Raw genomic sequence first — 12,484 nt, 5'->3', positions numbered from 1 at the left:
CCCCCGACGCTCACACCCTCATCGATGAGGGCAGCAGAGTACGCATGATCCGGCGGCAGGGCTCTTCGACGAACCGGTACACCAGGTGGGCACTCAGCACCGCCAGCCCGATCGCCACGAGCACGGTAAGGCGGAACGACCAGCTCTGCCACCCGGACAGCTGTTCGGGGATGGCGAGCTTCGAGTAAATCATCTTGCGCGCCAGGTCCAGGAACAGCCAGTGCACCATGTACAGCGCGAACGAGACCTTCCCGCCCCACACCAGCACCCGGCTGGCCAGCAGCCTGGTCGCGGGGTCCCGGCGGCTGACCGCCAGCGAGCCGATCAGCAGCAGGAACAGCGGCACCACGACCACGGTCTCGGTCGAGCCCCACATGAGGTGGCCGTTGATCCGCCAGTCCTGGTCGAAGCGGAACCTCGGCGCCGGGTCCCACCGCTGCACGACGTAGAGGACCACGACGATCGTCGCCAGGATCGCGGTCGGCTTCAGGAACCAGGGCAGCTTCACCGTCGCACCGTGGCGCATCACCAGCAGGGCGACCACCGCGCCCGCGAAGAACTCGGTGAGCACCCGCAACGGGACGATCCCCCCGACGATCGTGTCGCCGTTCCACAGCAGGTCGCTGCCGTCCTGGAAGCCCATGCCGACGACCACCATCGGCACCGCGAGGACCGCGACCACCACCAGCAGCGCCCGGGTGCTGACGTGGACGAGCAACCGGGCCAGGACCACCACCAGCACGGTGAAGACCAGGTAGGCCAGCCATTCGGCGCTCAGCGACCAGTCGACCGGGTTCCAGTCGTGGTGGGCCGTGCTCCAGGCGTGCACCAGGAACACGTGCTCCAGGAAGCGGGACGGGTCCAGCGCGGCCTGCAGCCGGCCGTCGTTGTTCGCCTCCACCGAGAAGGCGTGGTACGCGCCCCACACCAGCAGCATGAAGAACAGCACCGGCCAGATCCGGGACAGCCGCAGCCACAGGAAGCCGGCCATCTTCTTCGGTCCCCAGTTCTCGGCCATCCGGTCGAGGTGGGTGAACGTCAGGATGAAGCCGCTGAGCACGAAGAACAGGTCCACCCCGAGGTAGCCCACGTTGAAGATCGGGACCAGCGGGTACAGGAACCCGAACGCCTTCAGCAGCTCCGGCCGGAAGTGGAAGGCGAGCACCCACACCGCGGCCACCGCGCGGATGCCGGTGAGCTGGCCGATGTGCACACCCGTCGCGGACCGCACCGGCTTCGCGGCGGTCTTCGGCGGGGCGGCCCCGTCGGTGACGTCGGCGACCGGAGTGGCCCCGGGCGGGGACACGGTCAGCACACGGCCGTTGTCTGCGTCCATCGTCGGGCTTCCTCCGCCTTCGGGGTTTTCGATCCGGGCCGGCGAGCCGGGCCGGGTCACTTCCGCCCGACCACGGAGAACACCACGCGGCCCGGGGCGCTCATCGACAGGCTCGTCGCCTGCAGCGGCCGGCCGGCCAGCATGAGGGACGGTTCCTGCGGCGCCGAGACCATCAGGGGCGCGTCACCGTGCGTCCAGGGCAGGCGGAGGGACTCGCCGTCGAGGTTGACCTTCAGGTCGTCCGGCTTGAAGAGGAATCCCCACACGCGCTCGGGCAGCGACTGCTCCGGGTACACGCGGGCGACGACCACGCCGTCGGCGGCCGTGGGCACCGGGACGGACTGCCCGGCGGCCAGCTGCGTGCTGGACAGCTCCCGCTCGGCACCGCACCGGTTCGGGCCGCGCTCGAGCAGCTGCCATTTGTCCGTGGAGTCCGCCAAGGTGTACCGGCAGGTCTCGGCGAGCTCGGTCCGGGGCGGGTCCCAGAGCGCGAACCGGCCGTCCAGCGTGATCCTGGTGTTCTCGCGGATGATGAACCGGGGGGCGTTGACGTCGTCGGCGATCCAGGACTCGTTCATCTTGTCGAGCAGCTCGGTGTAGGCGCCGTAGTTCAGCAGCGTCGGCGGGATCGCCGGGGTCAGCCCGTAGGTCCAGGAGATGGCCTGGTCGAACGGTTCGGCGCGGACCGGCTGCGTGCCGATCCGGGTCAGGAACCGCTGCGGGATGTCGGTGCGCTTGCGCAGCTCCGCCCGCGCCTCCTCCTGGACGGCGTCCCGGTGCGAGCCCGACGCGACGATGGTGGCGCCCTCGCCGAAGATGTGCAGCGAACGGACCGGGTCGATCGTCCACAGGCCGCCGCCGAAGCTGGCCGCCTGGGCCAGCAGCGAGACGACCGCGACCATCGCCAGCACGGCGCTGCGCCGCAGCACGGCGACCAGCACGGCCAGCGCGAACAGCACGGCGAAGTACTGCGCGGAGTGCGAATCGTGCCGCACGAAACCCTGCTTGAACAGCAGCCAGCCGGCGGCGAGCAGGCCCAGCCACAGCGTCCAGCGCCAGCCGTCCACCTTGATCCGGGCCAGGCCGACGGCCAGCGCGATCGTCACCGCGGCGGCGACCAGGTACTCCCAAGCGGCGTTCGTCGGCTCCAGGCCCATCGACTGCGCGTGCCCGCTGCCGACCGAAAGCGCGCGGACGACGTACTGCACCACCTGCGTCGGCGGCTGCCCCGCGACGATCCAGAGCAGGACCAGGCCGACCAACCCGGACACCGCGAACTCCGCGAACTCCCGCAGCCGCCTGCCGGGCCGGACGAGCACCGCACCCAGCACGATGGGGCCGCACATCAGCCCGACCGAGAACTTGGTCAGCAGCATGGCGGCGACCACCAGGCCCATCACCACCGGGAACGCGCGTTCCGCCCACTTCGGCAGCAAGCCGGCGGCGTGGCAGACGGCCAGCACCGCGACGAACCCGGGTGTGGCGGTGATGACGCTGGTGAGGGGCACGATGCTGAAGCTCGCCGCGAGCGCCCCGCAGGCCACCCACGCCCACCGGGTGCCGATCCGGCCCTGGAACGCCTGGAAGCAGGCGGCGATGCAGCCGGTCACGAACACGAACCAGAAGAGGAACCCGACGGCCACCTCGGCCCGGACGATGGTGGACGGGATCGCCAGGAAGTACAGCGGCCCGTAGGTCGTCGCGATCCGGTCGCCGAAGCTCAGGCCGAGGTGCCGCGCCAGCGCGATCAGGAGCCCGTAGTCGTAGTCGCCCTTGGGTTCGATGGGCGAGAACGCCGGCAGCTGCCAGGTGAAGATGGTGAGCAGCCCGCTGATCAGGAGCGTGGCCCGCGAGGGGGCCTCGACCACGAGACGCCAGGCGCGGAACCGGTCACCGAGCTTGCGCGGCCGGGTGTCGCCGGCTGCTTCCTCGCCGGCCGGCTCGGTGCCCTGGCCGGTCACCGGCTCCGGGTCCTTGACCAGGTCTTTCATCGAGGTTCTCCTGAACGACGGTACGGCTGGCGCGACAACGGCCGCGGTGGCGGATCCGGGCTGGGGCGTCAGAGCACCGAGCGCGGCAGCTTCGGCTTCGGGTCGAACTTCACACCGCGCAGCAGGCTCTTCACGATGCGCAGCCGCAGCGCGCGGGAAACGTGTCCCTGCGCCATGCCCCGGAGCACGCGGACGGCGAACCCGGCGGCCGCGAACGGGTTCTCGTGGTGCAGCCGGTACGAGAGCTCGTTGCGGGCGCCGTACTCGTACTTCCAGACGTTCTGGTGGTTGATCTGGCCGAAGTTCACCCCGCGGTTCTCCGGGAGGTCGTGCACGACGACGCTGGTCAGCACCTGGACGCCGGGCGCGGCCTTCGAGATGCGCAGGGTGTACTCCATGTCGTCGAACCAGATGAAGTACTCGGTCAGCGGCAGCCCGAAGCGGGCCAGCGCCCAGCGCGGGACCAGCACGGACACGAACGAGCAGTGGTTGACGAGCACCGCCTGCTGCCCGAGCGAGAGCAGCCGCCCCCAGTCCCAGGTCGTGCCGGGGTTGTTCATCTCGCAGATGCCACCGTCGGTCCACTTCACCACGGAACAGGCGAAGGGCATCTGGTGGCCGAGGGTCTGTTCGGCCTTGTCGAGCCCGTTGACCAGCTCTTCGAGGGCGTCCGGCCGCGGGTAGCAGTCGTCGTCCATGATCCAGAGGAAGTCGGCACCCAGCTCGTAGCCCTTGGCCATGCCCGCCGAGAAGCCGCCGGCGCCGCCGGTGTTCTCGGACAGGCTCAGCACGGTGACCCGCGAGTCGGTCGCGTACGACGCGAGCAGTGCGTCGGTGCCGTCGGTCGACGCGTTGTCGACGACCACGACCCACTCGGGCGCATGGCTCTGGGCGAGGACGTGGTCGAGCACCTTGCGGAGCTTGTCCTTGCGGTTGTAGGTGACGACGACCGCGGCGACCTTGTTCACTGCTTCATCCACCCTTGGTACAGCTCCGTGGCCCAGGCGCTGGCCTTGGGCAGTTTGGCGAAGGCCTCGTTCTTGGCGGCCTGTTCCTCGAACCAGCGCTTGCGCTGCTCCGGCGAAGACATCATGGTCCGGATCTTCTCCGCCGCCTGGCGGACGAAAGCGTACGGGTGCCGCGGGCACAGGAGCCCGTCGGGGACCACCGAAGCCTGCGAACCCACGTCGGCCGAAAGCACCGGGATCCCGGCGGCCGTGGCCTCGAAGGTCGTCAAGGTCAGGCCCTCGTTCTCCGAGGTGACCACCAGGACGTCGGACTCGGCCAGCGTGTCCTTGACCGGGTGGTCCGCCGCGCGGACCTCGAGCACGTCGGTCAGGCCCAGCCTGCCGCGCAGGCCGTGCACCTCGTCCGCGAGCTCACCGTCGCCCTGGACGATGAACCGCACCGGGACCGGCGAGGACTTCTTGAGCTCGGCGGCGAGCTTCAGGAAGACCTGCGGCCGCTTCTGCTGGTGGAAGCGCCCGATGTAGGTCACCGTGAACGGCGTGGACTTCCCCTCGGCTTCGGGGGCGTCCGGGGTGATCCCGGCGGTGGTGGCGTTCGCGAGGGTGGCCAGGACCACCTTGTCCGCGGCGATGCCCTGCCGGTGGACGAGGTAGTCGCGCAGCTGCGGGGAGATCACGTGGTGCTGGTCGATCATCGCCGACACCTGGACGGCGTGGTCGACGAAACCGCCGGTCCGCCACTCCAGGACGTGCTGCGAATCGACGACCGGGACGTCCGGCCAGACCGACTTCACCCAGGACAGCCGGTCGTAGAGCCAGGTGTTGTGGTGCACGTGGATGCCGCGGACGTCGAAGGCCGAGAACAGCCCGCTGAACAACGCGGAATCGGTGCCCAGCTTGATCGGGTGGGTCAGCGGGATGATCACCGTGTCGTCGAATTCGGGCCGCGTGATCCACGGGTGGGCCGATTCCCGGTCGGTGATGACGATCGGGACGAAGCCGGCTTCCTTGGCCAGCTGGATGCAGTCCAGTGCCCAGCGCTCCGCGCCGCCGAGCTCGAGCCAGTGCAGGCCGAACAGGATGGCGGGCCGGGCGGTGCTGACCTGGCGGCGGTAGTTCGTGTTGCCGGCGACCGGCAGGCGCCGCGGCAGCTGCACCGAGCGCATGCGCCGCTCGACGACGTCGGTCCGCAGCTGACGCAGGTGGTCGTACTGGAACGGGACCCGCGACCGGAGCAGCTTCTTGGCCTTGCCGACCGGGCCGCTGAGCTGCTGGTAGCTGTTCTGCACGATCGGCTTGCCGCCGACGTCGATGACGAGGTCCTGCGTCCCGCTCGGCGCCGGTGCGCCGGCTTCGGGAGCGACCAGGCTGCGCACCACGACGGACCCGACCGACTCGCGGTCCTGGGTCCAGCCGATGTGCAGGCAGCGCTCGTCGGTCAGCGACGGGTAGCCCAGGTGCAGCGCCCGGACGACGGTCAGGCGCAGTGTCGCGCCGCGTCGCACCAAGGCGTGGTAGTTGGCCGCGCCGATGACCAGGCGGCGCTCACGCTCGTCGAGGGCGCCGTCCCCGACGAGACCCACCCCACGGTCTTCGACAACTTCGAAGGTCTCAGCCAGCAAATCGCTACTCACGCCCGCCCCATCAGTCTGTTTCCCTTTCGGAAAGCTCTGACCAACCACGAAACATTGCTGCTCCACGAAGCTGGCCGAAATCGGTTCTCCGGCTTCGGGCAAGCGCCGAACTGACCCCCGACGGCGCTACGCAGAACCACACTATAGGGGTCAAAAGTCACCCATCTGCACGCGGGTTCCCGTTGCGCAGGGTGACAGGGATTCAGCTCACCAAACCAGGGAGATGTTACCGGAATCGACGGACGTCTCGTTTCCGGCTGCCGAACCAGGGGGCCTGAGCACGTCCACCCGGCGCCGTCACCCCCGGCATCCGCAGGTGGGGAGGAGGCCGCTCGCCCGGACCCGAGGGTGCCGGGACCCGATGCGCCACCGGCCGGCGCACCGCGGCCCCCGGGCCGGGCACTTTGTTGCCGTAGGACAACTTACGCAGATTTAAAGCGTACGAATTGCACAACACCGTTGCCGAAACACGATGGCAACCTCGGCGAATCACCGCCGCCGCCGTCGCCCGCCGCGACCGGCCCGGAGACCTCCGGTTCCGGCGCGGCCGGTGACGCCGGCCACGTCCGTCAGATCCCCGGCGCTTCCTTCGTCCACTTCGGCGGCGCGGGCGGCTCGTACGTCTCGAACCGGTCGAGCAAGGCGGCCGGGTCGGCGTCGGCGAGCAGGAGCTGCCGGTAGCCGTCCTTGAGGAAGCCCTCGGCGACCATGTGGTCGGCGAACGTCATCAGGGGCGCGTAGTACCCGTCGACGTCGACCAGGCCGATCGGCTTGCCGTGCAGGCCGAGCTGGGCCCACGTCCAGACCTCGAACAGCTCTTCCAGGGTGCCCGCGCCGCCCGGCAGCGCGACGAAGCCGTCGGAGAGGGCCGCCATCTTGGCCTTGCGCTCGTGCATGTCCGCGACGACGTGCAGCTCGGTCAGCCCGGCGTGCGCGATCTCGACGCTGGAGAGCGCCTCCGGGATGACGCCGATCACCTCGCCGCCCGCGGCCAGCGCGGCGTCGGCGACCACGCCCATCGTGCCGACGCTCGCCCCGCCGTAGACCAGGCCGATGCCCCGCTGGGCCAGCAGCTTCCCGAGCGCCGCCGCCTGCTCGGCGTACCGCGGCGAGAAGCCCATCGACGACCCGCAGAAGACACAGATCCGCCGCATCAGTGCGTGTCCTCCCACGCCTGGTAGGACTCCTGCACCACGCGGACGGCGTCGTCGATGTCGTCGGTGACGTGCAGCAGGTCCAGGTCGTGCGGGCTGATCTTGCCCTGGGCCTGCACGGTCTTGGCGATCCAGTCGTAGAGGCCGCCCCAGTAGTCGCTGCCGAACAGCACCACCGGGAACTTCGTGACCTTCTTCGTCTGCACCAGGGTCAGCGCCTCGAACAGCTCGTCGAGCGTGCCGAAGCCGCCGGGCAGGCAGATGAAGGCCTGCGAATACTTGATGAACATCGTCTTGCGGGCGAAGAAGTAGCGGAAGTTGACGCCGAGGTCGACCCACGGGTTCAGGCCCTGCTCGAACGGCAGCTCGATGCCGAGCCCGACGGAGAAGCCGCCGGCCTCGGCCGCGCCGCGGTTGACCGCCTCCATCGCGCCCGGGCCGCCGCCGGTCATCACCGCGAAGCCGGCGTTGGCCAGCGCCCCGCCGATCTTGCGGCCCAGCTCGTACTCCGGGTCGTCGCGCTTGGTGCGGGCCGAGCCGAACACCGTGACCGCGCGCGGAACCTCGGCGAGTGCGCCGAAGCCCTCGACGAACTCGGCCTGGATGCGCAGCACGCGCCACGGGTCGGTGTGCACCCAGTCGCTGGGGCCGCGCGAGTCCAGGAGCCGCTGGTCGGTGGTGCTACCCTGGTCGCGGCGGTCGCGGCGCAGCACGACCGGGCCCTTGTGCCGCTCCACCGGGCGTTCGGGGTACTGGCCGTCCGGCCATTCAGACTGTTCACTCACTACGCCATGCTACGGCCTACCCCCCTTCTTTCCGGGGGTCCGGGGGCGGCGCCCCCGGCGGGGCGTGGGGGCTCGGCCCCACATGTCACCGCAGCGAAAATGCCGGCAGCGCCGTGGCGGTGAAGTCGATGGCGGGCTCGTTGCCGGGCCATGAACTCAAGTCGTCGGCGTAGCGGCTTCCCCGGCCGTCGAACGGTTCATACGGACGGGTGCACTGCCGGGCGCCCACCGCGAACGGCAGGTCGGCGAAGTCGCCCGCGCCGTTGCCGCGCGCCGAGCGCGGCGTACCGGCGGTCGCCGGTGACGCGCTCGTAGAGCCGCGCGGTCGCGGCGAAGCTCTTGCCGGCCGCGTCGAAATCGGTGACGTCCACCCCCGTCCCGAATGGACTCGCCTTCGCCGACGCGACGCCGGAGTCGAGCTGGCGGCGGAGGTCGGCGGCCGGCGCCGGCTGCGTCGCGCCGCGGGTCCCGGTGGGCCTGCACCTGTGCGCCGAGCGCGAACGCCGCGGGCGCCGGACGTCGTGGTCGCCGAGGAAGCCGAACTCCTCGCTGGCAGTGCCGATGCCGGCCTGGGCGTAGAGGGTCCGGGTGCGGCCGTCCCACACCTTGTCGAGCCAGTCGAGGCCGGGGCGGACTTCCTTCGCCAGCACGAGATCGGGGTCCTCACGCAGCGCGAAACCGAGTTCGGCCGGCGAATACGCGGTGTTGGAGGTGAACTTCGTTTCCGCATCGAGGGTTGCCGTCCGATCGGAGGTGCGACGGCTTGCGGTCGAGGTGCCCGAGGCCTCGGCCCGGTACGTGCCGGGTCTCTCCAAAGTGGACAGATCGAGGTCGGACACCGCCGGGTAGCGCGCGTTCCAGGTGCCGAGGCTCGCGCCGGTGCGGTCTTCGCGGACGGTGGGGCCGCGTTCGTCGACGACGGTGAACGCGCCTTGCGCGCCGCCGAGCAGGTACGCGTGCTTCGCCTCGCCCAGCGCGAGCCGACCCGGAGCGGCCGGAAGCGGCAATATGTCCGTTTCCCCGGCCACCGCGCCGATGACCTACCGTGGGGAGATGACCAGTGCCCCCGCCGAACCGCTCGGAGCGCGGATCCGGCGGCTGCGCACCGGCCGCGGCTGGACCCAGCGCGAGCTGGCCGAGCCGGGCTACGACCGGGGTTTCCTGGCGAAGGTCGAGACCGGCAGCCGGCCGCCGTCGGAGGAGATGCTGGCCTACCTGGCGCAGCGGCTCGGGCTGACCGTCGACGAGCTGCGGTTCGGCCGCCCGCCCGGCGTCGCCGCCGAGCTGCGCGCGGCGCTGGACGAGGGGTACCGCGACCTGGAGCAGGGCCGCATCGCCGACGCGGAGGAGCGGTTCGCCGCCGTGGGCAAGCAGGCGGCGGGCTACCACCTGGACGACGTCGAGTGCTACGCGCGGTTCTGCCAGGCCGAGGTGCGGTGGCAGCTCTTCGACGTCGCGGGGGCGCAGCGGGCGCTGGAGCACGCGGAAGAACTGGCCGGCGCGGCCCCGCCGTGGCTGCGGGCGATGATCGTGCACCGGTGGTCGGGCTGCCGGTTCCAGAGCGGCGACGCCGGACCGGCGATCGCCCGGGTCGAGGCCGAACTGGCGACCCGGCCGCCGGACCCGGACGCCGAGCTGTGCCTGCTCACCGCGTTGATCCACCCGCTGATGGAGATGGGCGGCCTGCACCGGGCCCGCCGCGCGGCCGAGGACGGCCGGCGGCTGGCGCGGGCGGCGACCCGGCCGGACTTCGTCGCGCGGTTCCACCGGCAGGCGTCGCAGGTGTGGCAGGCGACCGGCCGCGCGGACCGGGCGGACGAGGACCTGACCGAAGCGTGCCGGCTGTTCGCGTCGGTCGGGTTCGACCGCGACGCGGCCCGCTGCCGCTGGGCGCGCGGCTACCTCCTGCGCCACCTCGGCCGCCTCGACGAAGCCCGCGCGGAACTGACGGCGGCCCGCGACCAGCTGGCGGCGATCGGCGCGGACGAAGGCTTCGCCGGGGCGACGCTCGAGCTCGCCGAGGTCCGGCTCCGGCAGGGCGCGCCGGAGGAGGCCGCGACGCTGGTTTCCGAGGTCCGCGAGTTGTTGTCCCGGGACGTCGAGTCGCTGGGCGAGGCGACGAGCCTGCTGGGCCAGATCGCCGCGGTCCGGGGCGAGCCGGAGACGGCGACCGGGCTGCTGCGGCAGGCTTTCGAGATCCAGACGCGGGCGGCTCTCCACGGCGCCGCGGTGTCGACGGCCCTGCGGCTCGGCGACACGCTCCGGCAACGCGGTCATCTCGACGAAGCCGTCGAGGCCTACCGCCGCGGCCTGGATTCGGCCGCCGGCACCGACACGTAACGGACCTGCGGGCTCGGTGGTCCGGACCAACAGCACTTTCCTACGAAAGTCTGTTAATTGGTTCAGACCAGTCTCCGAAGAGGCTGCCACCTGCGGTTTTACCCGAGTCCACCTGATCACTACCGGGCCGCACTGCTCCGTTCGGCCCATTGACCCGTCCGCGGACGGAACCTTTACTCGGACGCGTCCGGCGCAATAACACCAGTTATTCCGCAGGGCACATTCCTCACGGTCCCCGGAAAGGTTCCCCATGAGATCCCCACGTGGGCTGGCGGCGATCGCCGGCCTGGCCTTGACGTTCGCGGTGCCGGCGATCCCGGCCGCCGCCGCTCCCGCACCTCCCGCCGCCACCCCGCCCGAGGCGCTCGCCGCCCGCGCCGCCGACCAGGCCGCCCTCAACGGCGCCGACCGGCTCGCGAAGGGCGCCGGGGAGGCCTTCGTCCGCACCGGGGTCACCCCGGGTGGCGGCGGGCTCTACTTCGCCTCCTACCAGCGCACTTACCACGGCCTGCCGGTCATCGGCGGCGACGCGGTGGTCGTCGCCGACGGCGCCGGGCGCGTGCGCGGCACCGAAGCCGCGCACACCGCCCCGATCACCGTCGGCACGCGGGCCGCCCTGAAGGCCGAGCAAGCGACGAAGGCCGCCGCCGCCAAGGTGTCGACAGTGGACAGGGTGGACACCCCGAAGCTCGTCGTGCTGGCCGGGGACGCACCGGCGCTCGCCTACGAGGTCGTCGTCAGCGGCCGCGACCACGGCAAGCCCACCCACCTGCACGTCTTCGTCGACAGCACCACGGGAAAGATCCTCGACACCCGCGACGACGTCCGCGAAGCCGGTACCGGCAACTCCTACTACGCCGGCACCGTCTCGATCGACACCTCCGGCTCCGGCAGCTCGTACTCGATGACCGACCCCGGCCGCCGCGGCATCGCCTGCGGCCGCGAGGGCGGCTCGATCTTCACGAAGAACAGCAACACCTGGGGCAACGGCTCCGGCACGGACCTCGAGACCGGCTGCGTCGACGTCCTCTACAGCGTCCAGACCGAGTGGAAGATGCTCGCCGACTGGCTCGGCCGCAACGGCATCGACGGCGCCGGCGGCGGGTTCCGCGCGAGCGTCGGCCTCAACGACGTCAACGCGTACTGGGACGGCTCCTCGACGCACTTCGGGCACTCGCAGGACAACCGCCGCCAAGCGACGCCGATGGACGTCGTCGGCCACGAGTTCGGCCACGCGATCTTCCAGACCACCCCCGGCGGCGCCGGCTCGGGCTACGAGAACGGCGGGCTCAACGAGTCCACCGGCGACATCTTCGGCGCGCTGACCGAGTACTACGCCAACAACCCGGTGGACCGGCCGGACTTCTCCGTCGGCGAGGGCGTCAACCTCGTCGGCCAGGGCCCGATCCGCTACATGGACAACCCGTCGAAGGTCGGCGACCCGAACTGCTACTCGGCCTCGATCCCGAGCACCGAGGTGCACGCCGCCGCGGGCCCGCAGAACCACTGGTTCTACCTCCTTTCCCAGGGCAGCGGCGCCAGCCCGACGTGCAACAGCTCGACGGTGACCGGCATCGGCATCCAGAAGGCCGGCAAGATCTTCTACAACGGCCTGCTGAAGAAGACGTCGTCGTGGAACCACCGCGCGGCCCGCAAGGCCACCCTGGAAGCCGCGGTCGCGCTGTTCCCGGGCAGCTGCACCGAGTTCGCCGCCACCAAGGCCGCCTGGGACGCGGTGAGCGTCCCGGCCGTCAGCGGTGAGCCGACCTGCAGCGGCCAGCCGCCCGCGGGCAACGACTACTCGCTGACGCTGTCGCCGACGTCGGCGTCCGTCCAACCCGGACAGACGGCGACCACCACGGTGACCACCCGGGTCACCTCGGGCTCCGCGCAGACCGTGCAGCTGCTGGCCACCGGCCTGCCCGAGGGAGCGAAGGCGACCTTCAGCCCGGCGAGCGTCCAGTCCGGCGGCACGTCGACGCTGACCATCACCACCTCGGCGACCACGCCGGAGGGCACCAGCCAGGTGACGGTCACCGGCGACGGCACCGACGCCGACCACACCGCGCAGTTCTCGCTCACCGTCGGCACCGGCACCCCGCCGCCGACGGGCTGCGACGGCCTCGCCGAGTGGGACTCCGCCAAGGCGTACGTGCCGAACGACGTCGTGGGCCACAACGGTCACAAGTGGACGTCGCTGTGGTACTCGACCGGGGCCGAGCCCGGCGCGCCCGGCTCCTGGGCCGTCTGGAGCGACAGCGGCGCCTGCTGATCCA

The 12,484-nt window shown here is 71.1% G+C and carries 9 protein-coding genes; 2 read left to right on the top strand and 7 right to left on the bottom strand.

The features are described 5' to 3' along the window. Window positions 1-10: 10 nt before the first annotated feature. The 7 genes from AB0F52_RS20550 to AB0F52_RS20520 form a co-directional block, all read right to left on the bottom strand. Window positions 11-1,336 (bottom strand): acyltransferase, encoded by a 1,326-nt coding sequence (locus tag AB0F52_RS20550; RefSeq protein WP_360173015.1) that lies wholly within the window; start codon window positions 1,334-1,336, stop codon window positions 11-13. Between the two features lie 56 nt (window positions 1,337-1,392). Then, a complete protein-coding gene (locus tag AB0F52_RS20545) occupies window positions 1,393-3,327 on the bottom strand; it encodes a hypothetical protein (protein WP_360173012.1) in 1,935 nt (644 codons plus the stop codon). Window positions 3,328-3,395: 68 nt separating this feature from the next. After that, window positions 3,396-4,307 carry a glycosyltransferase family 2 protein gene (locus tag AB0F52_RS20540; protein ID WP_360173009.1) on the bottom strand — a complete coding sequence of 304 codons (912 nt, stop codon included), beginning with the start codon at window positions 4,305-4,307 and terminating at the stop codon, window positions 3,396-3,398. Next, a complete protein-coding gene (locus AB0F52_RS20535) occupies window positions 4,292-5,929 on the bottom strand; it encodes a glycosyltransferase family 4 protein (RefSeq protein ID WP_360173006.1) in 1,638 nt (545 codons plus the stop codon). Before AB0F52_RS20535 ends, AB0F52_RS20540 begins: the two co-directional genes overlap by 16 nt. Window positions 5,930-6,498: 569 nt before the next feature. Beyond that, window positions 6,499-7,083, bottom strand: coding sequence for a TIGR00730 family Rossman fold protein (locus AB0F52_RS20530; protein WP_360173003.1), 585 nt, complete (start codon window positions 7,081-7,083; stop codon window positions 6,499-6,501). Next, window positions 7,083-7,868 carry a TIGR00730 family Rossman fold protein gene (locus tag AB0F52_RS20525; RefSeq protein WP_360173000.1) on the bottom strand — a complete coding sequence of 262 codons (786 nt, stop codon included), beginning with the start codon at window positions 7,866-7,868 and terminating at the stop codon, window positions 7,083-7,085. The genes AB0F52_RS20530 and AB0F52_RS20525 overlap by 1 nt, the downstream gene beginning before the upstream one ends. 197 nt (window positions 7,869-8,065) lie before the next feature. Further along, the gene (locus tag AB0F52_RS20520) at window positions 8,066-8,896 is read right to left on the bottom strand and encodes a hypothetical protein (protein ID WP_360172997.1); all 831 of its coding nucleotides are present in this window, start codon (window positions 8,894-8,896) and stop codon (window positions 8,066-8,068) included. A 25-nt stretch (window positions 8,897-8,921) separates the two neighbouring features. Here AB0F52_RS20520 and AB0F52_RS20515 point away from each other — a divergent pair, with 25 nt between their 5' ends. Both AB0F52_RS20515 and AB0F52_RS20510 read left to right on the top strand, forming a co-directional pair. Next, entirely contained in the window at window positions 8,922-10,208 is a 1,287-nt protein-coding gene (locus AB0F52_RS20515; RefSeq protein WP_360172994.1) for a helix-turn-helix domain-containing protein, read from the top strand. Window positions 10,209-10,458: 250 nt separating this feature from the next. Continuing rightward, window positions 10,459-12,480: a M4 family metallopeptidase gene (locus tag AB0F52_RS20510; RefSeq protein WP_360172991.1), complete on the top strand. Its 2,022-nt coding sequence runs from the start codon at window positions 10,459-10,461 to the stop codon at window positions 12,478-12,480. Window positions 12,481-12,484: the final 4 nt, after the last annotated feature.

The sequence above is a fragment of the Amycolatopsis sp. NPDC024027 genome (assembly GCF_040638975.1).
Classification (GTDB): Bacteria; Actinomycetota; Actinomycetes; order Mycobacteriales; family Pseudonocardiaceae; genus Amycolatopsis.
The sequence above is the reverse complement of the archived record's forward strand: the minus strand, read 5'-3'. Positions and strand labels throughout refer to the sequence as shown.

Coding starts and splice junctions, on each gene's coding strand:
- AB0F52_RS20530 (WP_360173003.1), bottom strand. CDS start 7,083: ATGCGGCGGATCTGTGTCTTCTGCGGGTCGTCGATGGGCTTCTCGCCG.
- AB0F52_RS20550 (WP_360173015.1), bottom strand. CDS start 1,336: ATGGACGCAGACAACGGCCGTGTGCTGACCGTGTCCCCGCCCGGGGCC.
- AB0F52_RS20510 (WP_360172991.1), top strand. CDS start 10,459: ATGAGATCCCCACGTGGGCTGGCGGCGATCGCCGGCCTGGCCTTGACG.
- AB0F52_RS20545 (WP_360173012.1), bottom strand. CDS start 3,327: ATGAAAGACCTGGTCAAGGACCCGGAGCCGGTGACCGGCCAGGGCACC.
- AB0F52_RS20515 (WP_360172994.1), top strand. CDS start 8,922: ATGACCAGTGCCCCCGCCGAACCGCTCGGAGCGCGGATCCGGCGGCTG.